Annotated in this window: 23 protein-coding genes and 1 tRNA gene; 4 read left to right on the forward strand and 20 right to left on the reverse strand. The window is 60.2% G+C overall.

All coding sequences use genetic code 11. The features are described from left to right. Positions 1 to 234 precede the first annotated feature (234 nt). From NY78_RS07780 to NY78_RS07810, 7 genes are all read right to left on the reverse strand, one after another. Positions 235 to 1143 carry a DUF3553 domain-containing protein gene (locus tag NY78_RS07780; protein WP_043633955.1) on the reverse strand — a complete coding sequence of 303 codons (909 nt, stop codon included), beginning with the start codon at positions 1141 to 1143 and terminating at the stop codon, positions 235 to 237. A 137-nt stretch (positions 1144 to 1280) separates the two neighbouring features. Next, positions 1281 to 2087, reverse strand: coding sequence for a sirohydrochlorin cobaltochelatase (locus NY78_RS07785; protein ID WP_043633957.1), 807 nt, complete (start codon positions 2085 to 2087; stop codon positions 1281 to 1283). Then, a complete protein-coding gene (locus NY78_RS07790) occupies positions 2084 to 2956 on the reverse strand; it encodes a cell division protein FtsX (RefSeq protein WP_043633960.1) in 873 nt (290 codons plus the stop codon). Before NY78_RS07790 ends, NY78_RS07785 begins: the two co-directional genes overlap by 4 nt. Then, positions 2953 to 3663, reverse strand: a complete 711-nt coding sequence (locus tag NY78_RS07795) for a cell division ATP-binding protein FtsE (RefSeq protein WP_043633962.1) — start codon at positions 3661 to 3663, stop codon at positions 2953 to 2955. Before NY78_RS07795 ends, NY78_RS07790 begins: the two co-directional genes overlap by 4 nt. Beyond that, positions 3660 to 5288: a DNA repair protein RecN gene (locus NY78_RS07800; RefSeq protein WP_043633964.1), complete on the reverse strand. Its 1629-nt coding sequence runs from the start codon at positions 5286 to 5288 to the stop codon at positions 3660 to 3662. Before NY78_RS07800 ends, NY78_RS07795 begins: the two co-directional genes overlap by 4 nt. Before the next feature lie 11 nt (positions 5289 to 5299). Next, a complete protein-coding gene (locus NY78_RS07805) occupies positions 5300 to 6142 on the reverse strand; it encodes an ABC transporter permease (RefSeq protein WP_043633965.1) in 843 nt (280 codons plus the stop codon). Continuing rightward, a complete protein-coding gene (locus tag NY78_RS07810; RefSeq protein ID WP_043633967.1) occupies positions 6135 to 7133 on the reverse strand; it encodes an ABC transporter permease in 999 nt (332 codons plus the stop codon). The genes NY78_RS07805 and NY78_RS07810 overlap by 8 nt, the downstream gene beginning before the upstream one ends. A 159-nt stretch (positions 7134 to 7292) precedes the next feature. On the opposite strand from NY78_RS07810, the gene NY78_RS07815 reads away from it, so the two are divergent. Together NY78_RS07815 and NY78_RS24595 are read left to right on the forward strand one after the other, a co-directional pair. After that, a tRNA-Ala gene (locus NY78_RS07815) sits at positions 7293 to 7368 on the forward strand. A gap of 177 nt (positions 7369 to 7545) precedes the next feature. Further along, positions 7546 to 8319 carry a hypothetical protein gene (locus tag NY78_RS24595; protein ID WP_156180886.1) on the forward strand — a complete coding sequence of 258 codons (774 nt, stop codon included), beginning with the start codon at positions 7546 to 7548 and terminating at the stop codon, positions 8317 to 8319. A gap of 117 nt (positions 8320 to 8436) precedes the next feature. Here the strand turns inward: NY78_RS24595 and NY78_RS23580 are convergent, their stop codons facing one another. Beyond that, on the reverse strand, positions 8437 to 8598 hold the full coding sequence (locus NY78_RS23580; protein WP_231583841.1) for a hypothetical protein: 162 nt from the start codon (positions 8596 to 8598) through the stop codon (positions 8437 to 8439). A gap of 32 nt (positions 8599 to 8630) precedes the next feature. Beyond that, positions 8631 to 9551 carry a LysR family transcriptional regulator gene (locus tag NY78_RS07820; RefSeq protein ID WP_043633969.1) on the reverse strand — a complete coding sequence of 307 codons (921 nt, stop codon included), beginning with the start codon at positions 9549 to 9551 and terminating at the stop codon, positions 8631 to 8633. 134 nt (positions 9552 to 9685) lie between these two features. Here NY78_RS07820 and NY78_RS07825 point away from each other — a divergent pair, with 134 nt between their 5' ends. Beyond that, entirely contained in the window at positions 9686 to 10237 is a 552-nt protein-coding gene (locus NY78_RS07825; protein WP_043633971.1) for a hypothetical protein, read from the forward strand. Then, positions 10234 to 11220 carry an NAD(P)H-quinone oxidoreductase gene (locus NY78_RS07830; protein ID WP_043633973.1) on the forward strand — a complete coding sequence of 329 codons (987 nt, stop codon included), beginning with the start codon at positions 10234 to 10236 and terminating at the stop codon, positions 11218 to 11220. The genes NY78_RS07825 and NY78_RS07830 overlap by 4 nt, the downstream gene beginning before the upstream one ends. A gap of 92 nt (positions 11221 to 11312) precedes the next feature. Here NY78_RS07830 and NY78_RS23035 read toward each other — a convergent pair whose 3' ends face one another. The 11 genes from NY78_RS23035 to NY78_RS07885 all read right to left on the reverse strand — a co-directional run bounded on the left by NY78_RS23035 (position 11313) and on the right by NY78_RS07885 (position 25250). Then, positions 11313 to 13421 (reverse strand): PAS domain-containing hybrid sensor histidine kinase/response regulator, encoded by a 2109-nt coding sequence (locus NY78_RS23035; protein ID WP_053062155.1) that lies wholly within the window; start codon positions 13419 to 13421, stop codon positions 11313 to 11315. Beyond that, entirely contained in the window at positions 13414 to 14007 is a 594-nt protein-coding gene (locus tag NY78_RS07840) for a DUF1638 domain-containing protein (RefSeq protein WP_043633976.1), read from the reverse strand. Before NY78_RS07840 ends, NY78_RS23035 begins: the two co-directional genes overlap by 8 nt. 2 nt (positions 14008 to 14009) lie before the next feature. Then, positions 14010 to 15029, reverse strand: a complete 1020-nt coding sequence (locus NY78_RS07845) for a uroporphyrinogen decarboxylase family protein (RefSeq protein WP_043633979.1) — start codon at positions 15027 to 15029, stop codon at positions 14010 to 14012. Continuing rightward, entirely contained in the window at positions 15016 to 15702 is a 687-nt protein-coding gene (locus NY78_RS07850) for a cobalamin B12-binding domain-containing protein (protein ID WP_043633982.1), read from the reverse strand. The genes NY78_RS07845 and NY78_RS07850 overlap by 14 nt, the downstream gene beginning before the upstream one ends. 559 nt (positions 15703 to 16261) lie before the next feature. Continuing rightward, positions 16262 to 17263 (reverse strand): NADP-dependent oxidoreductase, encoded by a 1002-nt coding sequence (locus NY78_RS07855; protein WP_043634098.1) that lies wholly within the window; start codon positions 17261 to 17263, stop codon positions 16262 to 16264. A gap of 171 nt (positions 17264 to 17434) precedes the next feature. Then, complete coding sequence (locus NY78_RS07860) at positions 17435 to 18775, reverse strand: SCP2 sterol-binding domain-containing protein (protein ID WP_043633984.1); 1341 nt, start codon at positions 18773 to 18775, stop codon at positions 17435 to 17437. Between the two features lie 9 nt (positions 18776 to 18784). After that, the gene (locus tag NY78_RS07865; RefSeq protein WP_043633987.1) at positions 18785 to 19174 is read right to left on the reverse strand and encodes a limonene-1,2-epoxide hydrolase family protein; all 390 of its coding nucleotides are present in this window, start codon (positions 19172 to 19174) and stop codon (positions 18785 to 18787) included. 99 nt (positions 19175 to 19273) lie between these two features. Beyond that, positions 19274 to 22336 carry an efflux RND transporter permease subunit gene (locus NY78_RS07870; protein ID WP_043633990.1) on the reverse strand — a complete coding sequence of 1021 codons (3063 nt, stop codon included), beginning with the start codon at positions 22334 to 22336 and terminating at the stop codon, positions 19274 to 19276. Beyond that, positions 22333 to 23316 (reverse strand): efflux RND transporter periplasmic adaptor subunit, encoded by a 984-nt coding sequence (locus NY78_RS07875; protein ID WP_231583839.1) that lies wholly within the window; start codon positions 23314 to 23316, stop codon positions 22333 to 22335. The genes NY78_RS07870 and NY78_RS07875 overlap by 4 nt, the downstream gene beginning before the upstream one ends. Positions 23317 to 23564: 248 nt before the next feature. Beyond that, a complete protein-coding gene (locus NY78_RS07880; protein ID WP_043633997.1) occupies positions 23565 to 24359 on the reverse strand; it encodes an SDR family NAD(P)-dependent oxidoreductase in 795 nt (264 codons plus the stop codon). A gap of 96 nt (positions 24360 to 24455) precedes the next feature. Beyond that, positions 24456 to 25250, reverse strand: a complete 795-nt coding sequence (locus tag NY78_RS07885; protein WP_043633999.1) for a nitroreductase family protein — start codon at positions 25248 to 25250, stop codon at positions 24456 to 24458. Between the last annotated feature and the right edge of the window lie 80 nt (positions 25251 to 25330).

A 25330-nucleotide genomic window follows, 5' to 3' on the forward strand; every position in this document is an offset into this window, starting at 1 on the left:
GGTTCTTTGCGGCCGGCCGGCCGCCGCCGGCCCTGGTGCGGCATTCTCCCGGCACAGGGGGAGGGCACGAACGTGAAGGCCTCGGATCGTGCCGTCCTTGTCCCCTGCAAAGGGCCGTCCCCGGATGTTGCGGCCCGGCGTCGCCGCTGCTTCCATTTTTGCGGAAAGGTGGGCAACACTCCGGAATAGTGCGGTTTTTTAAAAATACGAGCGTATCTTTAAAGGGAGGCCGCCCTAGCGCCGGGGTTTGGGGATAGCCTTGGCTGCGCGCGCGGCGGCCTTTTCATAGGCCAGGGAACACCAGATGAAGCCCTGGACGTCGATCAGGTCGGCCGGGGCCAGCAAGGCCCGTTCGCCTAGCTGCTTGGCCAGATAGGCGGTAAACCCGAGCATGCGCTGGTAGCCGGCCCAGCTCGGCCGCGCCTGATAGCCGATGTCGAAGCCGCAGGCCTGGGCCGCCCGCTGGAAGATGGTCGGCTTGATGAAGATATGCTGGGCCGGATCGAGGAGGAACAGATAATAGGTGGCCGTGGTCCAGCGGCAGGCATCGAGCTTCTCAAGGGTCTCGACAAAGGCCGTAAAGCGCGGGCCAAGCTCGCCCTCGCCGTAGAGCAGGATATCGAGCGCCTTGGCGAACTGTTCTTTCTGCTCGTCCCCTTTTTTCAGCCCGTCGGCCAGGGCCGTCTTCTCGTTGGGGAAGATGAGGCTGGTTTTGGTGAGCAGTTTCTTGGCCAGGGTGCAGACGGCGTCGTAGTCGCCGGCCCGCAGCAACGTTTCCAGGGTCGCGCAGCCCAGGGTGTCGTGGAGCTGTTTGGAGGCTTCGATTTTGCCGGCCCGCTCGTGGGAGACGTAGCGCTCGTCGTTAAATCCGCCGGGGAACATTTTCAGGAATCCGGCCTCGAGATTCGGGAAGGAGACGGTTCCGTCAATGGCCCGGTTGAGATCCATCTTGGTCAACACCGGATGGCCCACCGGAGCCTCGGCCGGAACCAGGAAGTCGCGTTGCATTTTCTTGTCGCCTTCGAACTCGAAAAAAACGCGGACAGCGCCGCTTTCCAGCAGTTCGATCACTTTCCCAAGACCCCAGCCGGGGAGCTTTGCATGGGTGACATAGTCACCGTCTTTGATGATCGTCGCAGTCAAGATTTATCCTCCTCGATGTCCAAGCCTCTATCGTCCCATTGCGCTGAGAGGAGGGTCGCATTTTTTCGGACCTCGGTGTGTTTGGAGGTCCATAAGGGCATCGAAATCGGACGGTCGGACTTCGATGCGGCGTATCATTAGGGCAAACGGGCCATGGCCCGGTCCAAATGGTCGGTCCAGACGGCGGCAAACGGGGCCTGTTCGAGCAGGCCGGCCTGGCTGGCCCGGCAGGCGATGCCAGCGGCTTCCAGGCGGCCAAGCCAGGAATCGGGCCGGTTTCCGGCCAGATCAGAACAGGCGTGGGCTCCGGCCACGGTGAAAAACGGCATGAGCCAGGCCTTGGCAATGCCCCGGCCGGCCAGGGCGTCGCGGATATGGCCGATGTCCAGGCAGGGCGCGCCGCGTTCTCGGGGCATCGTACCGAAATATACGCGCGCGTCCAGACGGGTGAGCCGCTCCCGAAGCGTTTCGTAGAAGCCGGCCCCGGGCGGCGGCGCGCCGTGGCCCATCAAAATGACGGCTTCATCCGGATCGCGCCCGGGCGGCAGGCAGGCCATCACCGCCCCGGCCACCCGGTCCACATCGCCCAGATCGGCCAGCAGCGGCGCGCCGACCGACAGGGCGGCTTTGCCGCCGCCGGCTTCGAGCCAGCGGCCAAGCCCGGCCAGCAGCTCGTGATATTCCTCGCCCGGCACCACATGCAGCGACTGCACCGCCACCCGGGTGACGCCGGCCGCCAGCATGGCCCCAAGGACATCCGCCGCCTGTTTCGCCCCGCCGTAGGCGGCGGCATTGCCGTGCTTGCGCCCGACGGTGCGGGCGATGGCCACGGCCGCGTCAGGATAGCGCGCGGCCACGGCCTGTCGAAAATCGGCCAGGGCTTCCATGGCTCCGGGATGGCGGGAGCCGTGGGCGGCCAGGATGATGCCGCGCGAGGCCTTCATGGGCGCGAGTCCAGGGAGGCGGCCAGTCCGGCCAGGGCGGCGATGGCGGTCGGGCCGGCGATGAGCGCCAGCCAGAGCCAGAGCGGCGGCGCGGACAGGTCGATCCAAAGCGGCGCGGCTCCAAGTTCCCTGGCCAGGGACGACCAGATGCCGGCCAGGGCGGCCACGGCCAGCCCCGAACCGATAAGGCCGGTTGCGGCCGCGCCAGAGACCAGCGGCAGGCGGATGGTCCATTCCGTGGCCCCGACCAGCCGCATGATATCGAGTTCCTCGCGCCGGCGCAGCAGGCTTAGGCGCACGGTGTTGCCGACCACCAGCCCGACGAGCAGGGCCAGCACCGCCCCAAGCGGCAAAACGGCCCGGGAGCCGAGCAGCCCGAGCGAACGGGCCGCATCCACGGCGGCCGGATTGTAACGCACCTCGGCCACGCCATCGACGCCGGCCAGCCGCAGGTAGCTTTCCCGGGCAAAGGTTTCGTCCTCGGCCGGCAGGGCAAACCCCAGGAGCATGGTGTAGGGCAGGGGATTGTCCGCCCCGGGCAGGGCCGGTTCGGCCGTGCTGCCGAGGCTGCCGCGCATGACGGCCAGGGCGGCCTCGGGCGTAAAGCTCTTGGCCTCGATGACGCCGGGCAGGGCGCGCATCCAGTCCATCTGCCGGGCGACCAGGGCCGCGTCGGCCCCTTTTTGCCAGTAGACCTGGAACCGGATGACCCCCTGGCCCCGGGCAAAGGCTCCGTCGAGGCCCACCACGGCCAGCGCGATCACGCCGCAGACAAAGACCGTGGCAGCCACGCCGCCGATGGTGGCGGCCGAGGCCAGGGGCCGACGCAGGATCTCGGCCAGGCCGGAGACGAGCAGACCCAGGCTCATCGGCCGGCCTCCGGGACAGCGTCCGGGCTGACGGCCTGGCCCGCGTCGAATCCGCCCGGGGCCTGTTCCCCGCCGCCGAGAGTGACCACCAGGGCGTCCGGCGCAGCGGCCACCAGGGCATGGTTGTGGGTGGCCATGAGGATGGCCGTGCCATGGGCGCTAAATTGCCGCAAAATATCGAGCAGGCGAAGCGACAGTTCCCAATCCAGGTTGCCGGTCGGCTCATCGGCCAGCATGAGCCGCGGCCCGGCCACCACGGCCCGGGCAATGGCGACGCGCTGCTGTTCGCCGCCGGCCAGCTCGGCGCAGGGACGGTTGGCCAGCTCCGTCAGGCGCAGGGCGGTCAGGGCCTGGCGCACCCGGTGCTCGATGCGCGCCTTGGGCGTGCCGCGAACGATCAGCGGCAGGGCCACGTTGTCCACCACGGTCCGGTCGGGCAGGATCTTGAAGTCCTGAAAGACGACCGACACGTCGCGGCGCAACTGGTAGAGCCGGGACGGGCGAAGGGTCGCCAGATCATGGCCGGCCACCACGGCCTGCCCGGCCTGCAAGGGCAGGCTGCCGTGGAGGATGCGCAGCAAGGTGGTCTTGCCGGAGCCGGATGGGCCGGTCAAAAAGGCGAAGCCGCCTTTTTCCAGGGAAAAGGACAGATCGGCGAGCACCGGGCGGGCGCCGAAGCGGTGGGACAGGCCCCGGACCTCGATCATGGGCGCGACTCTCCGTTCCCCAACAGCCGCCGGGCCATTTCCGCTCCGGCTTCGCCGCCGCCGGCCATGCGGGAAAGCTCGGCGGCAATATCGTCGCCGGTCAGGCGCAGGCAGCGGGTGTTGGTCTGGCCGTCTTCCACGGTCTTTTGCACCTGGAAGTGGCGGTCGGCCAGACTGGCCAGCTGGGGCCAGTGGCTGATCAGGAGGATCTGGGACGTGCCGGACAGTTTTTTGACGTAGCTGCCCACGCTGGCCAGGGTCAGGCCGCCGATGCCGGCGTCGATCTCATCGAAAATCAGGGTCGGGCCGCCGGGCTCGGCCGAAAGCGACATGAGGGCCAACAGAAACCGGGAGAGTTCGCCGCCCGAGGCGATCTTGTCCAGGGGCTGGGGCGGCTGGCCGGGATTGGGCCGCCACAGGATGCGGGCTTTTTCCTCGGTGAGCGCCGGCAAATCGCAGGCGATGGGCGTGTAGGCGGTCGTCTCGGCAAAGTCGAAAATGACCCGCACGTCCTCGGAAAACCCCAGGCCGCGCAGGATGTCTTCCAGGGCGGCGGCCAGCGTGCCGGCAGCGGTTCGCCGGGCGGCTCCGAGTTTGGCCAGCACTGCGGCCAGGGCGGCGACGCCGGCGGCTTCATCCCGGGCCAGGGCCTTGCGTTTGAGGCCACAGTCGTCGAGAAAATCGAGGTTTTCCTTGATGTCGCGGCCCAGGTCCACAATCTCGGCCAGGGTCCGTTTCAGTTTGCGGCGCAGGGTGGCCAACTCGAACAGGCGCTTTTCAATGGCCTCGGCGTCATCGTCGTCGGCCCGGGACGGCTTGCGGCGAAGGCGCAGGCTGACATCCTTAAGCTGGTGGCGAAAGCCGGCCACGGCCTCGGCATCGGCCAGGAAATCGGGATAAATCGCGCCGGCATGGAGCAGTTCCCGGTGGAGATCGGCCAGGGTGTCGAGCAGCCGTGGCTGGCGTTCGATGCACTCCAGCGACCGGTCCAGGGCCTCGGCTGCCTTGCGCGACTCATTCAAGGCGGCCCGGCGGGAAATGAGGTCGTCCTCTTCGCCGGGCATGGGGTTCACCTTGGCGATCTCGGCGTGCTGGAATTCCAGGAACTGGCGTTTTTCTTCCAGGGCGGCGGCCTTGGCGTCGAGGTCGCGGATGGCGGCGGCAATGTCGGCCAGTCCCCGGGCCAGGCGGTTTTTTTCGGCCAGCAGGGCCGGGTCGGGCAGAAAATCGTCCAGCAGGGCGGCCTGGAAAGCGGGCTGCAACAGGCGTCCCTGGCCGTGCTGGGAGACATGCAGGAGGAGCTTTGGCCGAAGCGCCGCCAGGGTGTCGCGGGAGGCGAGCGCGTCGCCCACGTACACGCGGCTGCGCCCGGTATCGGCGGCCAGCTCCCGGCGAAGGATCAGCTCTTCGCCGTCCAGCACAAACAGCGCCTCGACCACGGCCTTGTCGCAGCCAACGCGCACCAGATCGGTGTGCATCTTTTCGCCGGTCAGGAAATTGACCGCCGAAATAATGAAACTTTTGCCCGCGCCGGTCTCGCCGGAGAGCACATTGAGGCCCGGGCCGAATTCCAGCTCCAGGTCGTCAATGAGGGCCAGATTCTTGATGCGCAGTATTTCGATCATGGTCGTCTCGCCTATTGCCGCAGCCTGGGGTCCAGGATGTCGCGCAGGCTTTCGCCGATGAGATTGTAGCCGAGCACAGTGCACAAAATGGCCAGCCCGGGGAAAATCGACAGCCACGGGGCCACTTCCAGCACTTCCTTGCCTTCCATGAGCATGTTGCCCCAGCTTGGGGTCGGCGGCTGGACGCCAAGGCCGAGAAAGCTCAGCGAGGATTCGGTCAGGATGGCCCCGGCCACGCCAAGGGTGGCCGAAACCAGCACCGGCGCGGCCGCATTGGGCAGGATGTGGTACAAGAGAATCCCGGGCGCGCCCATGCCCGAGACCCGGGCGGCCAGGACGAAATCGCGCGAACGAAGAGCCAGCGTCTCGGCCCGCACCAGTCGGGCCACGCCCATCCAGGAGGTCAGGCCAATGACGGCCATGATGTTGGTCAGCGACGGGGTGAGAAAGGCAATGACGGCCAGGATCAGGAAAAACGAGGGGAAGCACAGCATGACGTCCACGCCGCGCATGATGCCCTCGTCGACCAACCCGCCGAAATAGCCGGCGCAAAGGCCCAGAAACAGGCCGATGGCCACGGAAATGCCCACCGCCACAAAGCCCACCCACAACGACACCCGGCCGCCGTAGAGGAGCCGGGAAAACACGTCGCGGCCCAGGGCGTCGGTGCCAAGCAGGTGCGCCCCGCCAGGCGGGGTCAGGATGGCGTTGACGTCCAGGGCCAACGGATCAAAGGGCGCGAAATAGGGGGCCAGCAGCGCGGCCACAGACACCGAACCGACGATGAACAGCCCGGCGGCAAGCAGGCCGCCCCCCGGCAGGAACCGGCGCAGAAACCGGGCCGGATTAAGCATCGTTTCGCCCTCCGAGCCGGATGCGCGGATCGGCCAGGGCATAGCCGGCGTCGGCCAGCAGGTTGCCGGCCAGGGTGAGCACCGCGCCAAGGACCAGATTGCCCATAATCAGCGGATAATCGCGGGACATGACCGACTGGTAGAAAAGCTGGCCCAGGCCCGGCAGGGCGAAAATGGACTCGATGATGACCGAACCGCCGATCAACCCCGGCACGGACAGGCCCAGGATGGTGATGACCGGGAGCAGGGCGTTTCGCAGCGCGTGTTTGTAAATGACCGCGAACTCGGACAGCCCCTTGGAGCGGGCCGTTAAGATATAGTCCTGGCGCAGCACTTCGAGCATGGCCGAGCGCATGAACCGGGACATGCCGGCCAGCGACCCGAAGGTGTAGATGAAAATGGGCAGGGTCAGGTGCCGGGCCAGATCCACGGCCTTGCCGAGCCCGTCGAGCCGGGCGAAATCCATGGAGGTCAGGCCCGAGATGGGCAGCCAGCCAAGCGAGACGCCGAAAAGCAGCATGAGGAGCAAGGCCAGCCAGAAGCCGGGCATGGCAAAGCCAATAAAGACGAAGATGGTGGCGGCGCGGTCGAAAAGCCCGCCCTGGCGTTTGGCCGAGGCCACGCCGATGGGGATGGCGATGGCCAGGGTGAGCAACAGCGAGACGATGTTCATGGAAAAGGTCAGCGGCAGGCGTTCCTTGATCTTGTCCCAGACCGGGCGGTGGTCGCCGGAGAGGGAATTGCCGAAATCAAAGCGCACGAGTTTGCCAAGCCAGTCGACGTATTGGACATGCAGCGGCCGGTTGAGGCCGTAGAGGGTTTCGAGACGGGCGCGGGTTTCGGCCGTGGCCTGGGGGTTGAGCGTGGTCTGCATGTCGGTTGGCGAGCCGGGCGCGAGATGAATGACGGCAAAGCTCACGCAGGTGATGCCGAAGAAGACAATGGCGACCCAGAGGGTTTTGAGCAGCAGACGTTTGGCCAGGGCGAGCACGTTTTTGGGCACTCCTTGCAGGGTGGCGCAGGGCGCGCGATCACAGGGTTGATATGTACGGGAAACGGGGCTGGAAGGAAAGGGCGGCAAAAAAAAGTGCCCGGGCCGAAATTTCCGATTGACTTTTCCCGGGCCAAGCGTAGAAACGGACCTCGCTGCGGGGCTGTAGCTCAGTTGGGAGAGCGCTTGAATGGCATTCAAGAGGTCGTGGGTTCGATTCCCTCCAGCTCCACCAAGAAGAATGCCAAGGGGTTACCGAGAAATCGGTGACCCCTTTTTCTTTTACGGGGCCGCCACAAGCGCCAACACTAGGGTGTGGCGGATGTGTTCAAGGGTTAACCAGTAGCCTGTTCACAATTGTTAAATTACTATCGTCAACTGCAGCTGAATGAGACCGAATGGAGTACTTTCCATGGGCGACGAAACTTTTTTTAATCATCCGTACGCTGAAAGGCAGCTTGTAGTTTTTGTTGATGATAATAAGTTCCCGAATAAGGATACTTTCACGTGGAAGGATGCTTGGCAGTATACACTTAAGATGACTGATTCGGCATTTGTCGCAAAAATTCTTGTAGATGCAATCAAAGAACTGCGGGGGAGGGGCGCAAATATTTTAACCCTTCCAAGGAGCCGATATGTCGATTTTATCTTGCCACCTGGGCATCCAAGGAATAATTTAGTTTATGCAGGACATCCTGCTGTGGCAAAAAAATATATCCCAATAGCTGATTTTCATCGTTTAATATTTGAGCATAAATTTGCAGAAGCGGTAGATCTGTTGATGTGTTTGGGTGCAAAGAAAATAGAAGTTGAACATATAGCAGGTTGGGGAAGGGAGTTTTCTGGAAAACTGTCAGTTGGTTTGCAAGGAAAATCAGCTGGAGGTGAAGCAGGGGGACATGGGAAGAGTCAATCCTCTATTCTTTACTCTGCAGAGTTTGAAGGAAGAGAGACTCCATTGCTGCCACAAAATATGGTTTGGTTTTCTTACGAGTCGACGTGGCAAAATATTGCGAAAGGAAGGATTAATTTCGGAATGAAAAACTTTTCACTTTCTCTCCAGTATAATGAGGACTATGGAATTAATGCTTCTTTAAGCTCAATTATACAAGGTGGTGGTTTGGATGCCGGCGGTAAATTTGAGAACCATGTCGCCACAACCTGGCAAATAAATGGAACATTTTAGCGGAGCATTCAAAAGGTCGTGGGTTCGATTCCCTCCAGCTCCACCACGAAGCATGCCAAGGGGTTACCGAGAAATCGGTGACCCCTTTTTCTTTTGAAAAAAACACCAGCGCCAACACTAGCTGCTGGGACAGCTTTTCAGGATCAGGTTCTCGATCTGTAGACGGGAAGGCAGGTCGATATAGTTGAGAGGCTCGTCCCAGACATAGAGATGGGCTTCCTGACAAAGACTTGCCGCCAACAGAGCCTTTTCCTTTTGCCCTGAACTGAACAGCGCCACTGGAGAAAATTCTCCCCTCTCGCTCTCTCCAACTACGGCTCCCAAATCGGCGGAGCATTGATGAAGGCACGGAGCGCCTCGACGAAGGCGCGGACCTTGGCGCTCGGCAGGGGCACCGAACGGAGTAGATAGATGCCCGATGGGCGTGCGTTCCATGGCTCGCCGGCAAGCGGAATCCGGGTAAGCACGCCGGCCTTGATATCGGGGCCAACGACCCAGGTGGGCAGGAATGTCACGCCCATGCCGGCAATGGCAGCCCCGCGCAGCGCCTCGAAGTCATCGGATCGAAAGGCTACCGGATCGTTTGAAACCTCAGCCGCCGGACGACCGAGCACGTCACTCCAGCCCAAAAGATCAGCGCGGTGCAACTTGTCCAGCAGCCGGTGACCTGCAAGTTCCGCGACGTCGCTCGGCACGCCTTTTCGCCCGAGATAGGCTGGACTTGCCGCCAGCACCCGGTTCAGAGGGGCCAGCTTGGCGGCGATCAACGTACTGTCTGGCAACTCCCCCATGCGGATAACCACGTCGAGCCTTTCAAGCACCGGGTCGCCCAGCTTCTCATTCAGGTCGAGTTCAACCTTAAGCGATGGATACTCCGCCTGCAGTTTCGCGAGAACCGGCAGGACATAGCGCTTGCCGAACGTCGGGAAGCAGGCGACGCGCAGCGTACCGGCGACCAAACCATGGAAAGCGGAGACCTCGGCATGGGCGTCGGCGAGGTCGTCGAGAAGCCGCTTCGCCCGTTCGAATAAACTTTGCCCTGCATCCGTCATGGTGAGGGAGCGAGTGGACCGGATGAGGAGAGGAACGCCGAGTTCCTGTTCGAGCGTGTTGATTTGCCGGACAATGGCTGAGGGCGTCACCGCCCGATCCCTCGCCGCGGCGGAAAAGCTCCCAGCCCTGACCACGTCGACGAACACAGCCAGATAGTCGGCGAAATGAGGTGCCTTCATCTTTGCGTTCCCGGCAAAGCTGTTTGCAGGAGACTGCGCCTTCTCTCCGGTCGTGGCAAAACTTATATCCTCATCATCACGGTTCGGGCATGTTCGAAAGGCAGCCCGAGCGCCAATGAAAAGGAGGATTCACCATGAAGATACTCGACGATCTCATCTTGTCCCAGTCCGCGTTCACCGCGGAAATTGACGTCCCGATCGAAAAGATCGACATCGCCGACTGGCTGTTCAACTTGCCCGAGGCTGAGTACCAGCGCTGCTGTTCACCGGATCATATTGCAGCGGGCGTGACAACCACCGACGACGGCCGCCGCATGTCCATCAATGTCGAAATGATCGGCACGGGCCTCGTTGTCCAGCATTATGTCGCCGATGAAGCGACACCCGCCTACTGCCGCATGAACTCCATCTCTGACGTCTTCACTGCCGCCGGACGAACCCAGGTCAACGTGGTCTGGGAACTGATCGCCGAAGGCATCGATGGCGGGCGCACCCGCTACACCAACCGCGTCACATCCCACCCGACCGACGCCTTCATGAGCTTCCTGGCCGAACATGGCCAGACCTTCGATCAGGCGGCCGAGGCTCGCCAAGCGGCAGGCGGCGACCACAACCGTCGCGAAACTCCTCTGTATGCAGCGAGCATAGGGCGCAAGGCCTTGGCCGGCAAGGGAGGCGTCCAATGAAAGCGATTGTGTTCGACCGGTTCGGCAAGGCGGAGGTCCTCCGTCTTGCCGAAGTCCCGAAGCCCGAGATGCGCCCTGGCGATCTTTTGGTAAAAGTGAAGGCCGCCGGCGTGAATCGCGCCGACTTGCTCCAGCGCGAAGGCTACTACGGTACGCAAAGCTACGGCGAGAGCGACCTGCTTGGCCTGGAACTCGCTGGCGAGATCGTCGCCGTGGGAAAAGAGGTCACAGGTTTTTGCCCGGGAGAGAGGGTGATGGCCATCGTCGGGGGTGGCGCCTATGCCGAATTCGCTCGGGTGGACCATGGAATGGCGGTCCATGTTCCGGAGCGCCTTGACGATGTCGCAGCGGGTGCGGTGATGGAATCCTTCGTCACCGCCTGGGAGGCGGTGGCGCACCTCGGAGCCGTAACGCAGGGAAGCACGGTTCTTGTCCATGCGGCGGCCGGGGGTGTCGGCTCCGCCGCAGTTGAAATTGCCCATGCCCTCGGGAGCAGGGTCTTCGCCACCGCCTCGGGATCGCGCCGTTCGGACGTGGGAGCTCTCGGAGCCGATCAAGTGTTCGACTATCGCAGCGAAGACTTCAAGACAGGCGTCCTCGACGCAACACATGGGAAGGGCGTCGATGTGGTCATCGACTTCGTCGGCGGAGATTACCTGGCCCGGAACCTCGCCAGCCTGACGCCCGGTGGTCGTCTCATTCAGGTTGGCCTTATGAGCGGCGAGGACGACGCGACCATCCCGCTTGGGCTCGTTCTCCACAACCACCTCCATCTGATTGGAACGGTCATGAAGTCCCGCAACGCCGAGGAGAAACGAGCGATGATTCATCGCTTCGCCATGGGCGCACTCCCGATGTTTGTCGATGGCAGGCTGCATCCGGTGGTGGGAAGAACATTCCCGCTTGCCGACGCAGCCGGGGCCCACCGATTCATGGAGGCCGGCGGCGGTTTCGGGAAGATTGTACTGACCGTACCGGCTTAACTCCCACAGGGAACTCTCCCCCTCATGGACTATTGGGTTTGGGTGCGTCCCCTGAGAAAATCTTGCCACAAGAGGCAGCTATCGAATTGCCATCAATCTGTGGTCAGCCCCTTTTCCAACATCACCTGATCAATGGTGGTATGCAATTCGGTCATGTCCACAGGCTTGGAAACATAGCCGTTCATTCCGGCCAATAGGAATTTTTCCTTATCGCCGGCCATCGCATAGGCGGTCATGGCAATGATGGGAGTGCCTGTTTTCTCAGGCCCGGCCCTTCCCTCGCGAATGGCCCTGGTGGCTGCCACACCATCTACGACAGGCATTTGCACGTCCATAAGGATCAGGTCGAAGTCCTGTTCCGCCACGCGGGCAAGCACTTCCTGGCCATCCATAGCTGTTGTCACCGCATGGCCTGCTTTTTCAAGCATGCGTTTGCCGGCCATCAGGCTTACGACCTCGTCTTCGGCAAAAAGTATGCGCAGGGAGTGGGCTTGTCGCATTGCGAAAACCGGCTTTGCTGGCGTTGCCTGGTCGCGCGGCAGGTCCGGGAGTTTGAAGGGGAGCGAACAATAGATCGTCGTTCCTACGCCGATGGTGCTCTCGAGGGCAAGTTCGCCGTCCATCATGCGGACCAGTTTGCGAACGATCGAGAGGCCAAGTCCGGCCCCTTGAAATCGCCGGGTGTAGGATCCTTCCGCCTGGGTAAATGGTTCGAAGATGATTCGTTGCAGATCCTCTGTGATGCCAATTCCGGTATCCTGCACGACAAAAAGCGCACGGAATCGTCGTGTGTGAGAACCCAGTGGCATGACGTGAACGCCCACCTTGCCGGTGTCGGTAAACTTGATCGCGTTGCCAACCAGATTAAAGAGTATTTGCTGCAGCCGGGACTTGTCTCCGATAAGTCGGAGCGGCATGCCGGCGTCGATGCGAAAATCCAGTGTTAGGCCTTTCTCTTTCACCTCCAAAGCGAAAAGATCGCTGGTAGCTTCTAGTTGGCTCGAAATGTCAAACTCTTCTTCCAATAGAGTCAGTTGTCCTGCCTCAATCCTGGAAAGATCCAGTATATCGGACAACAAGTGTGTGAGACGTTTAGACGATTTGACCGCGCCAGCGAGGTATTCCTGCTGCGTGTCATCCAGGGAAGTGGTTTGCATGAGTTGGAGCATGCCTATGATGCCATTGAGCGGCGTACGTATTTCGTGGCTCATATTGGCAAGGAATTCCGATTTGGCGCGAGAAGCTCTTTCCGCATGGTCCCGAGCCGTCCGTAGCGCTTCCTCGGTTTGCTTGCGCTCCGTGACATCCCGAAAAACGCCGAGGATCAACTCCTGACCCTGGAAATCGAAGCTATTACTAAATACTTCTGCCATTCTGACTTCGCCGGCCGCAGTTAATAGTTCTACGTCTGATTGTTTGTTTTGTGAGGCCACGGCTTGTTTGAAGTTTTCGGTGAAGCCTTCTCTCGTGGGCGTCGTCATTGGATGCAAAGTCCATTGCGGCAGACCAAGAAGTTGGCCACGGTTGCGGCCAAAGAACCTTTCAGCCGCTTCGTTGCACTCTACGAGGATGCCGGTCTTTCGGTCGGCCACGAGAACCGGATCGCTTATGGAAGAGAAAAGGGCGCGATAACGTTCCTCATTGGCCCTTAGCGCCTCGGTGCGGCGGGCAACTTCTTGCTCTAGATTTTTGTATAAGTAGGCGTTGCGTAAAATCAATGCTAAAATAGGCGACAAGCGATCCAATGTGCTGATAATCGAGCCTATCCCGTTATTATCCATAACCCCGAGCAGAAATATGACTCCGATGTGCGTTCCGCCGTGCCGCAGAGGAACCACAACAGCGTCGCCCACGCCGAGACCTTTTGCAATGCCAAGGCCACTTTTGTCGGGCAATTCTTCTAGAGTAAGGTAGACGACGGTTTCTATTGTCTGGCTGAGCTTGATAAGGTCTTGTATCTCCGTTTTGAGGGCAATATCCTGGCGACGCTCTGGGCAAATGGTACGTACCTTGTGTTCAGGCTTCCCGATAAAATGGGAGTATTCCACGATGACCACGGTGCGAATCGCGAGAATCTCCCGAATTTGGCTGGCAATGTATTCACAGCAACGGCCAGGTGAATCGGCGAGAGCCATGATGTTTGTCACCAAGTCCGTAAAAAGCAACGCGAAGGCGCTCTGGTCGGAAATGTTGTCAGGCATAATGGTCCAACCTTTCCAAGCCGTTGAGAATGGCAGCCTTGAGCTGGTCAAGTCCGGGATGCATGACCGTAACAGGCATGTCGAAAAAGGCCTCTATGTCCGCCAAAGTCTCGTAGGGCGTCTCGGTGAGGCCTGTATCGAGATAGACAAGGCGTTTGTGCATCTCATGCATGAATTCCCGGGCCAGATCCTGACTTTCCAGGCCAAGCTCCCGCCGGAAGACCTCCTCCCACCGCCCTGTCCACTCCGGCATGAAGAAGAATGCGCTTTCACGCCGCAGCCGGCGGTAGGCGTCATGGCCGAGAATGATGTCGCAGCAGTTGAGTCCGGGCACCTTCCTGACTTGGGGCAGCTTCGCCAAATCACCCATGTGCGGACAGCAGTCTCCGTAAACCAGCAAGAGGGGGCGCGCTGCGGTCCGGGTTACGCGGTGAAGCATTGTATCGAGCCTGTGGGGATGCATGTGCAGCATGGAGTCCAGGAATTTCAGGCTGCACCGGTCCGTTACGATCCGGCCAAGCTGCAGGATTTCCTGGCGAAAAATGCTACAGCTGACGAGCAGCGTCTTCTGGGCAGACCCGCTCATGGTCACTCCTGGCCTGCGTCCAGAACGGCCGCGACAACGGCTTTGATCGTCTCAGGCGGCGTGCTCCATGGGATGTCGGCGCTGCTGGTGCAAAAAATGGAACGCGGGTCGCAGGCCAAGGCCGACATGATCTTCCGCGTCCGCACGTAGGCTTCCGCTGGCGAGAGGCCTGGAAGATGGGGGCCGCTCAGGTTGCCGAGAAGCACCGGGCCTTCCCCGACGGCGGCCCGGGCTTGGGCAAAGCTGTCGCGGTGGTCCAGGGCGAATCCCACCACGTTTGGCAGGTCCCGGACCAGCCCCAGGTGCGAAACCAAGGGATTGCCGCCGTGGTGGAACACAATGGGGCCGGGGACGCGCGAAAAGGCCCTGGCAAGGGCTGGAATCACGTATTCGCCCACCAGCTTCGGAGTGAGGAGTTGCGGATTGGCGAACATGACCGGGATGACCACGAAGCTGGCCCCTGCCTCAAAAAAGGACGTGGCCAGCGCGACGAAGTGGTCGCTGGCCAGACGGAACAATTCGTCCCTTTTGTCGGCGTCGAAAAGGAGGGCTTCGATCCATTCGCCAATGGAGACGAGCAGGGCGGGCAGATCCATGGGCGCGGTCAGTAAGGCGGCTATCGGTTTGTCGCCCCCGAACTCGTGCGCCAGGAGCCGTGTTGCTTCGACGAGGTAGCGCAGGCCGGGGTCATCGGTCACGCTCGGAGCATGCAGGGCTGCCAGATCAGACAGCCCCTTGCAGGCGGGGCGGATGACGTTTGGCGGCGCGGTGTCGAACTGTTTCAGGGTGCAGCCGAACGCCCTGGCCTCAAGGGGGAGGGCAAAAGGCGTAAAAAGAATATCCGGGTCCGCGAGTTCCACCACGGCGCGCTGCCCGGCCAGGTATTTTTCTGGCGATGCGTAATATTCCGATAAGGGGCAATTCGTGAGCTTCGCTCCATACAAACTGAGGACCAGGGAGAAGGCGCGGCGGTCTACGGGGTCCCCCTTCACCGTCGAAAAAACACGCTCAAGGGAGTTCATGACACCCCTCGAACGCCAGCGATCTTGCCCACAGCGTATCGAAAAGGCCCGGGGCTTGGATGGCGTTTTGGCACGTGCCGTCGCCCCCCAGGGCTGACGCCAGCTCGGGCCTGAGGTTGATGACCGCGCCGCCAACGGCGAGCTGCACTCGTCCTGTTAAGCCCCGCCTGTCGAGTTCCTGGCGCACGAAGCGAATATTTTCCGCCGTCGTCAGCATCATGGCCGAAACGCCGATGACGCGGGCGCTTACCTCCTCCGCCTTGTCCACAAACTGCGCCGGGAGCACATCATTGCCCAGGTCCACGACCTTCCAGCCGGCCGCGGCGAGGAAAACCGCCACCATCTTTCTGCCCAAGGCATGATAATCATCCTCGATGTTGCCGATAACGACTGGACCCTTTGGAGATTTTTCCGGAGGTGGCGATGACTGCGCCATCTTGACCAAAATATCCTCAGCCACTTTACCGGCCACATATCCTTGTGCCAGGGACAACCGATCCTTGGCCCAGCGCTCGCCTATCTCCAAAAGCACGGGTTCCAATATTTCACGCACGGCATGGCTGAAGCCTCTGGCGATGCCTTGGATGGTCAGTAGCTCCACAGCCTGGTCCCGCTGGGCCTCAATGATGTGGTCAAATAATTGTGCTCGAAGAGCCTGGGTGTCCTGAGACATGGCGCACCTCGCGAGATGTTGCCGGCCGACCGGGCTTGTCGGTACAGATAACCCTTCCGGCACGAGAAACCAACACCGGAGTCCTCACGACGGCGTCACGAGGGTGATTGGCAGCGACAAACCGGTTTTGACTGTTTGGACCGGTCTCGCCAACATGTCCTTTGACAGGCGCGCCACAGACGTGTTGGCTTTCCGTTGGCGGTATGTTGGCTGATGCGCCACAGACCTACTGGGGACTGTTGGCTGGAGCCAACAAAGACTCCGTGGCTTCCCGGATTTAATATAAAAAATATAATATTTTAAATACGTTATGTTTTCTGTTGGCAGGGCATTCAGGAGCGCTCATGACGAGTCGTTAGTCCTATCAGATGCTTAAAAAAGACGCGTTTTCGGACGGTTGATGCTCTATTCAAGCGATCCTTCGCCCACCCTCGACCTCTTGACGCTCGCCCAGGAATGGGTCCGTCCGGGGGAAAGCTGTAATAAATCGTTGAGTGGTGGAAATATCTGCATGGCGCAGAATTTCTTTACTGACGAAAGATTCGAGAATCAAAAATCTTCAACAGATCTTGATGACAATTTTTCCCTTGGAATGTCCCTGGGCGAGGTACGAAAGCGCATCATTTGCCTGCTCGAACGGAAACACCGTATCAATCACGGGCTGGATGCGCTCCGCTGCGAGGAGCTTGCCGATTTCGGCAAGTTGATCGCCCTCGGGACGCACGAAGAGAAATTGGTAGGTGACTTCTTTCTTTCTCGCAAGACGCATGATCTTGCGGCTCATCATGCCGAAGACGAACGTCAGAAAGAAGTTTTGTCGTCGAGCACGAGCGAATGCTGCGTCCAGCGGCCCGACGAGAGAGACGATTCGGCCTCCAGGCTTAAGGATATCGATGGATTTTTCAATCGCGTCGCCCCTGACGGTGCCCAGCACGACGTCGTAGCCACGCAGCGTTTTCTCGAATGCTTGCTTCTTGTAGTCGACAATCTCGTCCGCGCCAAGGCGACGTACCAGTTCGACGTTGCCCGTGCTGGTGGTCGTTCCCACGACGGCGCCGAGGTGCTTTGCCAACTGGATCGCAAACGTGCCAATGCCGCCGGACCCTGCCGGGATGAACACCTTCTGACCGGCCTTGAGATTGGCACGTTCCTTCAGCGCTTGCCACGAGGTGAGTCCGACCATCGGGATTGATGCGGCTTGCACGAAGTCCAGATTTTTCGGCTTCAGCGCGGCAACGCTCTCGGGCACTACCGCGAATTCCGCGATCACACCCGTACCCAGGTCGAAGAGGTTGGCGAAGACGGCATCGCCTGGCTTGAAGCGCGTCACGCGACTGCCGATTGTTGTGACCACACCGGCCAGATCGCTTCCCAGCGTGGCGGGAAGCTGGAAATGGAGAACTGGCTTGAACTTCCCCGTCGGTATCATGTTGTCGATCGGGTTCACGCCGGCAGCGTGGACTTGCACCAGCAATTCGTTGGCCTTCAGCGCAGGCTGGGGAATGTTGGCGAACCCAATGTCGGGCGACTTGCCATAGCGTTTGAAAGTGAGTGCTTTCATTGTTTGAGTTTTCATCTGTGGCCTTTCGTTTTTATGCGGGGTGTTAACGAGAAATTCCCTGTTGGCTGCCGCCGCGACGGAGGATTTTCAAGGTGCCGCCAGTGCACATCTGACGGCCCGGAGTGCCGCGTCAATTTCAAGTATGGGACAACGATCTGTTTGTGGCACGCCCTAGGCAAAGCACCGGCCAAAAGCCTTGAACAACTTCATCGGCCCTTTGACGCGGATTTTTCTGAAGATGATTTCCTTTATTATTGACGTTTCCTTGTGCAGCACCCGCAACCATATTTTCGCATCAGCGTTCACCCGTACGTCCGGGACGCCGGCGTGGCCTCGTTGCACGCTGATCGTTTTGTCCTTGATGATCACTGTCGCTTCGATCTGCTCTATTCCACTGAACGAAAAATGGTAGGTTGCGGCAAGCCCTGCCGAGCTGTGCCGTTGGAAGGCGCGCGGCATGGATTCGAGAAAGGCGGCCACGGACGGCACCCTGATGCCGTTGCCCACCCGCTGTACCTTCTTGTGCGGGAATGTCCGCAGAACATGGCTTTCAGCGTCGGAGCCAGGGAGGACGTAGACCGTCTCCGTCTTTTGTTGGAGCGGCTTCACCACATCCTCGATGAATTTCTTCTTGTCTACAAGATACTGCGGGATCACCTCATCGCCCGCAGGGCAGACGGCCATACAATAAACCGACTTGTAGCACGGCCCACAGGCGAGGCTCTGCCAGCGCGAAACAGTTTCGGCATCGCTTACTTTTCCCCTGTAATCGACGGCGCTTTTACTGTCCGCGATATTTTCAACCCAGTCCGTGAACCCGCCTATCAGTTCCCGATAGGTATGCGTCAGGCAGTTTATGGCGTTGAACACCCCGTCCCGACCTATGGCTCCCGTGGGACAAGCAGCCGCGCAGAGCTTGCAATCAAGACAAGGGTTGTAATCCAGGGGACTGCTGTACTCGTCCACCTCGGCATCGATAAGCACGGTACTCAGCAGAACAAAACTCCCAAAGACCGGGTGAATGACATTCCGGTGCAGGCCCATCATCCCGAGCCCGGCCGCAACGGCCACGGGCTTGTGCGACACCACGTGCATCTTTCCCAGCCATTGGTCCGTTTCCATCGGAAACCCGACTGCCGGCGTCACGGCCCGGATGCCTTTCCGCTCAAGGGCCGATGCCAATGCCTGGGCAGCGTGGTTCAGCCGCTCCTCTGTCTTCTGCAGTTCGAGACTTGCTATGGAGCGGGCAGGACTTCGCAAGTTCTCCCGGTTGATCCGCCCCACAAAACTGACGAGGGATTTTGTCCATGGGAACAGCGCGAGAATGTCCTCCTTCTCCCCGGCTAACGATGGCCGGTCGATTTCAACAATGCCAACATCGTCCGCGCCGCAGGCCAGGCACATCTCGCGCAGATCAACGGCGCTCAATCTTGGAATGGGAGCCTGAACCGTGTTTGATGCCTTTCGCTCTTGATAGCGTTTTACTGCCGGATGATCGTTCTGGTTCGCCATGCAATCCTCCTAGCGCTTGATTTGGCTGAGCTGCTTTTCGAAATCGGTCGGATCGAAATAGTCGCGCCAGACGGTGATCATGCCGTTCTCGATGGTGAGCGTCCCCATGACCGGCAGCGTGATGGTGCCGCCGCTGCTGTGATAGAAGATATCGACTCGTTCGCTGAGCACGATATTCCCTGCGGCGGCAATATTGACGATCTTGAATTCGGCTCTGAAATCGTTGCCAAACCCGAAATCGACGTGGAATTTGCGGACACCATCACGCCCGATGATGGTCGGAAATGGGATATTGTCGTAGAGCACATCCTCGGTGAGCATGGTCAGGGCGTCTTCCATGCGATCGTCGCTCCAGAGCCCGTAGAAGGTTTCAGCGATTTCAATCGGGGTTTTGGACATAGCGTGTCTCCTTAGGCGGAATGAAAGGGAAAAATCGTGGAGCCGTCCGCTGCGGCAATCCGCTCCCATACGATCAGGACGGAAGTTCCCGGCGAAAATCTAATCCTTTCCTGGGCGACGGATGCGAAAAATCATCGCATAGAGGGCTGGGGTAAACAGCAACGTCAGCACTGTTGCCACAAACAGTCCGCCCATGATGGCAACGGCCATAGGCCCCCAGAAAACGTTGCGCGTCAGGGGGATCATGGCCAGGATGGCCGCAAGGGCAGTCAGCACCACGGGGCGGGCCCGCCGAATGGTGGCGTCAATGACGGCTTCCCAAGCCGGGTGTCCCTCCTGCCTGTCGAGCGAGATCTGGTCCACGAGGATGACGCTGTTGCGCATGATCATGCCGGCAAGCGCGAGGACGCCGAGCAAGGCGACGAAACCGAAGGGTTGGTGAAAGACCAACAATGCGCCAACCGCGCCGATCAAGCCCAAAGGAGCTGTGGCCAGAACCAGGAAGAGGCTCGGGAAGCTTTGCAACTGGAACATCAACAACAAAAGCATGATGCCGGTCATAAGCGGGAGGAGGACGACAATGGAATGATTGGCCTTGCTGCTTTCCTCCTGGGCTCCGCCAATTTCGATCCGGTAGTCGGGCGGCAATGTTTGTTCGATGGGTTTGAGCTTGGGAAGAATTTCCATGGTGACATCCGGAGCCTGCACTCCCGCAATGACTTCCGCCCGGGCCGTGATGGTCAGGTCACGGCTTTGCCGCCATAAGATAGGTTCCTCATAGACGTACTGGATCTTGGCTACCTGGGAGAGCTGGATGGGCTGTCCGTTGCGGGCGCTGATCGTCAGATCGGCCAGGAGCTCCGGGCGCAACCGTTCTTCGGGGACGGCCCGGGCCACAACATTGACCAGCTCGATGCCGTCGCGGACCTGGGTGATGGTTACGCCGGACAGCAGCATCTGCAGCGCTTCGGCGATATCCTGGGGGGTCAGGCCAAGAACCCTGGTCCGATCCTGGTCCACCACCAGCCGGATCGCCCTGGCCTGTTCGTTCCAATCCAGATTGACGTCGTAGGTCTTCTTGTTCTCGCGCATGACTGCGCGGACTTGGTAGGCTATTTCCCGCACCTTGAGCGCGTCGGGGCCGATAATCCGGAATTGGACCGGGAATCCGACTGGCGGCCCAAGCGCCAACGTCGTCAAACGCACCCTGGCTTGAGGAAGGCCGCCTTGGGCAACGAAGGCGTCAATGCGGGCTTTCACCCGATCACGGGCTGCGGCGTCGGCCGTATTGAGGACAACGATGCCGTAGCTCGTCTTCGGCAATTCCGGGGCCATGGCCAGAAACCAGCGCGGCGCGCCAGAGCCGATGTAGCTCGTGAAGGTTTTGATCTCGGAATCGGTCCGGAGAAATGCTTCCATCGTTTCCACGGCCTGGGCCGTGGTTTTAAAGGCTGACCCTTCCGGCAAGCGGACTTCGACCAGCAGTTCCGGCCGGGAAGAAGATGGAAAGAACTGTCGCGACACGAACGCCGAACCGAAGATCGCCAGACCGAAGAGCAAAAGAGTTGCGCCGACGACTGTCTTGCGGTGCTCCACACACCACGTGACCAGGCGACGAAGCCGGCGATAGACCGGTTTTTCATAAATGGCATGGGCGTCGTGGTGACCTGCCTTATGAAAATCCGGCAGCAGTTTGTAGCCAAGGTACGGGGTGAAAATCACGGCCACGAACCAGGAGGCCACCAGGGCGATCATCACGACCCAGAAGATGCCGCCCGCATATTCGCCTGAGACGGATTTGGCCAAGCCAACGGGCAGAAAACCCGCTGCCGTCACCAACGTACCGGTCAGCATGGGAAAGGCCGTGGCATTCCAGGCAAACGTCGCGGCCTTGATCCGATCGAATCCTTGCTCCATTTTCACCACCATCATCTCCACGGAAATGATGGCATCGTCCACCAGGAGTCCCAGGGCAATGATAAGCGCGCCAAGGGATATCCGTTCCAGGCTCATGCCCAGCGCGTTCATGATCACCATGACCATGGCCAGCACAAGCGGCACGGCCAGGGCCACAACGACGCCCGTACGCCAGCCCAGCGACAGGAAGCTCACGGCCAGCACGATAACCAAGGCCTCCACAAAGGACTGGACGAATTCCTTCACGGATTCTTCAACCACTTTCGGTTGATCGGCCACCCGACTGATCTCAAAGCCCAACGGCAGATTTTCCTTGATACGCGTCATGGCCGCGTCCAAATTCTGCCCGAACTCCTGGATGTTGGCTCCCTTGGCCATGACCACGCCCAAGGCGATGCCAGGTTTGCCTTCATTGCGGACGGTAAAGGTCGGCGGATCCTGCGGTCCGCGTCGCAGTGCGGCGATGTCCCCCAGCCGAAATACCTTGCCGTTGCTTTGGACAGGCACTTCCGCCAACGCTTCGGTCCCCTTGAGGGCGCCGTCCACGCGCAGGTAGATCGTGTCGGCAGCCGTCTCCATGTCGCCGGACGGCGTCACGATATTTTGCTTGGCGATCGAGTTAAAGACCGTCTGGGCCGTAATTCCCAGCGTCGCCAGCTTGGCATGGTTGAGTTCCACGAAGATGCACTCGGCCTGTTCGCCGTAAAACCGCACTTTAGTCACGGCTGGCACGTGAAGCAGCGTCTGCCGAATGCGTTCGGCCTCATCCTTCAGTTCACGCTGCGTAAGGTCCTGGCCGGTGAGGACATAGAGCAGCGAGTCCACATCGCCAAACTCGTCATTGAAAAACGGACCGAGAACCCCGGCAGGAAGGTTGAGCTTGATATCACCCACGCGTTTGCGGACTTGATAAAAGCACTCCTTCACTTGGGACGGTGGCATGGAATCCACGAGGTTGAGCTGCATGACCACGCTTCCCGGCCGGGAGTAGGTTTTCACCTTGTCGAAGTAAGGAACCTCCTGGAGTTTTTTCTCGATGGGATCAGCCACCAGACGCTGCATCTCATCGGCCGTGGCTCCGGGCCACAGCGCGCTGATGATCATGATTTTTACGGTGAAATCGGGATCCTCGGCCCTGCCGAGTTGCAGATAGGACGATATGCCCGACAGGGAGACGAGAAGAATGAGAAACAAGGTGAGCGGGCGGTGGGTGACGGCCCACTCGGACAGGTTGAAGCCTTTCACCGGACGTCTCCCTGCGGCGCATCGGCAAGCCGAACACGCATGCCCTCGTCGAGTTTCTGGACGCCGGAAGTGACAATGATATCGCCGTTGGCAAGTTGGCCGTGCACAAAGGCGTCACGTTCCGAGTAGCGGTCCACCGTGACCGACCGGAATTTGAGCTCTCCGCTTTGGGGGTCCACGCTCCAGATGCCTGGGCCTTTCCCCTGGTTGAACATGGCGCTGGCCGGAATGCGGGCGGTCTGGAGGCTGGCTGGTTCGGAGAGATGGAGCGTCGCCGTCATGCCGAGCCGCACGGAGGAGTCCGCGTCCGGCAGGGCATACCGCACGGCATAGGTTCTGGTGGCAGGATCGGCGGACGGAGATATTTCCCGCAGTGTCGCCCGGTAACGGACGTCACTGTTCGACCAAAGCGACGTTTCCGCTGGTTTCTCCTTGATGTCCTGGATATTTCTTTCAGGTATATCCACCAGCACTTCCAACGCGCCCTTGCGGGCCACGGTGACGACGCTTTGTCCCTGGGATACCACCTGCCCGGCCTCGGCGCTCACCTTCGTGACCACGCCGTCGTTGCTGGAGACCAACCGGGCATACCCGAGTTGACTTGTCGCCAGTTTGAGCGAGCGGTCCGCTTTCTCCAGACGCGCCCGGGCTTCCTCGGCTGACAAATGCTTGAGATCGTATTCGGACTGGCTCACCACGTTTTTGGACAACAGGGTGGCATAGCGTCGTTCCTCGGTGATCGCCTGGTCCTTGTTGGATACTGCCGCATTGCGTTCAGCTTGAGCGCTTTCCATCGAGAGCCGGAGGTCTTTCTCGTCGAGAGTCGCCAGAATCTGACCTTCACGAACATGGTCCCCAACATCCACCGAGCGTTTTTCGATGCGCCCGCCCACCCGGAAAGATTCCTGGGTCTCGTGGCGGGCCACAATGACGCCAGGATAGGAGCGGTTAGCCGCGCCCATATCCAGGCTGATCCGCATGGTCTTTACGACGGGATGGATCGGTGGGCTCGATTTTGCTTCCTGACACCCGGAGAGAAGAAGGCATAAGGCTGTTGCAAGAAGCAATGCATGGCCAAAGAACATCGGGTGTCTTGGGTGGAAGTTATTTGCGTGGATAAGCATGGTTGATCATGTCCCTACTGTTATGTCTTCAAACGGATCGACTCGATGGCATGCGGCTTTCAGTCTTCTGGTACAGAAACGGAAAAGCCTCAGGGCGACCAGATTCATGCGTTCATCATGCGAGAAAAAACAGCCTGATGCAGCCAGCGTGGCGTTGCCCATACAAAGCAAACGATAGCCTTGTTGGCCCAGCCCGGCACGACGCTTTTGCGTCCGGATTCGAGCGCGCGGATACCGGCGCGCACGACGGGCGCCGGCTGCATCATCAGGAGCTTCAAGCCGGGCGTGATCTTCTGTTTGGCCGCTGCGGCGAATCCGGTGTCCGACATGCCGGGGCAAAGCGTCGTCACGGTGATTCCATGCGGTTTGAGTTCGCGATGCAGGGCTTCGCCCAAGCGCAAGACGTAGGCCTTGGCAGCCGAATAGACCGCGAAGTTCTCCATGCCCAGGTAGGCCAGCAGACTGGAGACGAGCAGGATCTTCCCTCGTCCCCGTCTCCGCATGTCTTGGGCAAAGACATGGGTGACGGCAGTCAGACTCGCGATATCAAGCTGCACCATGGCCAGGGCCGCATCCAGGGTGACATCCAGAAACGGGCCTTGCAGTCCATGACCAGCGTTGTTTATCAGGATATCGATGCCAATTCCCTGGCCGGCGAGCTTTTGCTGCAAGTCGAGGACGGCGTTGACGGTGGAAAGATCGACCTGCACAACAACGACGGCGATGTGGTACTGCTGTCGGAGTGCGGAAGCGAGAGTTTCAAGCCTGTCCAGCCGGCGGGCTACAAGGACCAGGGAATGGCCTTGCGCGGCATATTGACGGGCGAATTCCTCGCCGAAACCGCTTGATGCGCCTGTGATGAGCACCCATGAATCGGTTGCGGCCTTGATTTCGTTCATCCGGGTTTCCTTGGTATGCGGCGTACGGTGCGTGTTCGGATTGGAAAGGGGACCGGGCCTGAGCCGGCAGATTGGTCCAGGCCCGGCCGGTTTCGATCAATCGATCCAGGTGACGTCGGCCTGCCCGATGTGGGGCGGCGTCTGGTGAAAGCGCTCGGCCGGAAGTCCAAGCATCAGGGCGCCAACGACTCCGGTCCCTTCGGGCAGGTGCAAAGCCTGCTGCAAGGGGGCGTGCGCGCCGGCAGCTTTTATGAAAATACCCGCCCAGCAGGTGCCTATGCCCCGGGCCGTGGCGATGAGGTCAAGCATCGTCGCGGCGATGGCTCCGTCCGTCCAAGGCATCAGGTCTTCCATGGGCGAGACGCAATAGGCGACGTGCGGCGCGCCATGCAAAACGAGGTCGCCACCGGCGTTGAAGGCATCCATGGCGGTCGGCAGATACCCCACTTGGCTTATCCAGGCGGCGGTCAACCCGGCCAAATGCCTGGTGGCTTCGTAGGTGCGCGTCACATGCCAGGCGATATGGTTCATGTTCTTCGTCGTTGGCGCGTACCGCGCGACCTGAAAGATTTCGTCCAAGGTTTCCTGGGGCAACGGTGTCCTCTTGAATTTGCGTATGGAGCGCCGGTTGCGGATCAGGGCGTCGAGGGCTTCCGGCGTCGCCTGTCCCGGTTGCACCGCGAGAAAATCATTTGGCGGGAGTTTGGCATGCTCCAAGGCGGCGGTTGGGCAGACAGCCACGCAGTGCCCACAGTTGATACAGTTTTTTTCGCTTTCCGGACTGGTGATTGGATATCCTTCGGCGTCGGTGGTCAGGACCGCGAAAGGGCAGGTTGCAACACAAAATCCATCCCGCTTACAGCGTGTCCTATCGACGGTGATATTAGCCATGCTATTCTCCTTCTGGGGATCGTTACACTGTTTTGTTGCACGCTATGGTTCGCTCAAGACGCACCGGCAGATCCGTGGCT

Source organism: Desulfovibrio sp. TomC (assembly GCF_000801335.2).
GTDB lineage: Bacteria > Desulfobacterota > Desulfovibrionia > Desulfovibrionales > Desulfovibrionaceae > Solidesulfovibrio.

Coding starts and splice junctions, on each gene's coding strand:
- NY78_RS24595 (WP_156180886.1), top strand. CDS start 7,546: ATGGGCGACGAAACTTTTTTTAATCATCCGTACGCTGAAAGGCAGCTT.
- NY78_RS07800 (WP_043633964.1), bottom strand. CDS start 5,288: ATGATCGAAATACTGCGCATCAAGAATCTGGCCCTCATTGACGACCTG.
- NY78_RS07855 (WP_043634098.1), bottom strand. CDS start 17,263: ATGAAAGCACTCACTTTCAAACGCTATGGCAAGTCGCCCGACATTGGG.
- NY78_RS07790 (WP_043633960.1), bottom strand. CDS start 2,956: ATGAGCCTGGGTCTGCTCGTCTCCGGCCTGGCCGAGATCCTGCGTCGG.
- NY78_RS07840 (WP_043633976.1), bottom strand. CDS start 14,007: ATGAGCGGGTCTGCCCAGAAGACGCTGCTCGTCAGCTGTAGCATTTTT.
- NY78_RS07850 (WP_043633982.1), bottom strand. CDS start 15,702: ATGTCTCAGGACACCCAGGCTCTTCGAGCACAATTATTTGACCACATC.
- NY78_RS07880 (WP_043633997.1), bottom strand. CDS start 24,359: ATGAACGAAATCAAGGCCGCAACCGATTCATGGGTGCTCATCACAGGC.
- NY78_RS23035 (WP_053062155.1), bottom strand. CDS start 13,421: ATGCCTGACAACATTTCCGACCAGAGCGCCTTCGCGTTGCTTTTTACG.
- NY78_RS07845 (WP_043633979.1), bottom strand. CDS start 15,029: ATGAACTCCCTTGAGCGTGTTTTTTCGACGGTGAAGGGGGACCCCGTA.
- NY78_RS07825 (WP_043633971.1), top strand. CDS start 9,686: ATGAAGATACTCGACGATCTCATCTTGTCCCAGTCCGCGTTCACCGCG.
- NY78_RS07820 (WP_043633969.1), bottom strand. CDS start 9,551: ATGAAGGCACCTCATTTCGCCGACTATCTGGCTGTGTTCGTCGACGTG.
- NY78_RS07805 (WP_043633965.1), bottom strand. CDS start 6,142: ATGCTTAATCCGGCCCGGTTTCTGCGCCGGTTCCTGCCGGGGGGCGGC.
- NY78_RS07830 (WP_043633973.1), top strand. CDS start 10,234: ATGAAAGCGATTGTGTTCGACCGGTTCGGCAAGGCGGAGGTCCTCCGT.
- NY78_RS07795 (WP_043633962.1), bottom strand. CDS start 3,663: ATGATCGAGGTCCGGGGCCTGTCCCACCGCTTCGGCGCCCGCCCGGTG.
- NY78_RS07885 (WP_043633999.1), bottom strand. CDS start 25,250: ATGGCTAATATCACCGTCGATAGGACACGCTGTAAGCGGGATGGATTT.
- NY78_RS07865 (WP_043633987.1), bottom strand. CDS start 19,174: ATGTCCAAAACCCCGATTGAAATCGCTGAAACCTTCTACGGGCTCTGG.
- NY78_RS07875 (WP_231583839.1), bottom strand. CDS start 23,316: ATGCGGATCAGCCTGGATATGGGCGCGGCTAACCGCTCCTATCCTGGC.
- NY78_RS07860 (WP_043633984.1), bottom strand. CDS start 18,775: ATGGCGAACCAGAACGATCATCCGGCAGTAAAACGCTATCAAGAGCGA.
- NY78_RS07785 (WP_043633957.1), bottom strand. CDS start 2,087: ATGAAGGCCTCGCGCGGCATCATCCTGGCCGCCCACGGCTCCCGCCAT.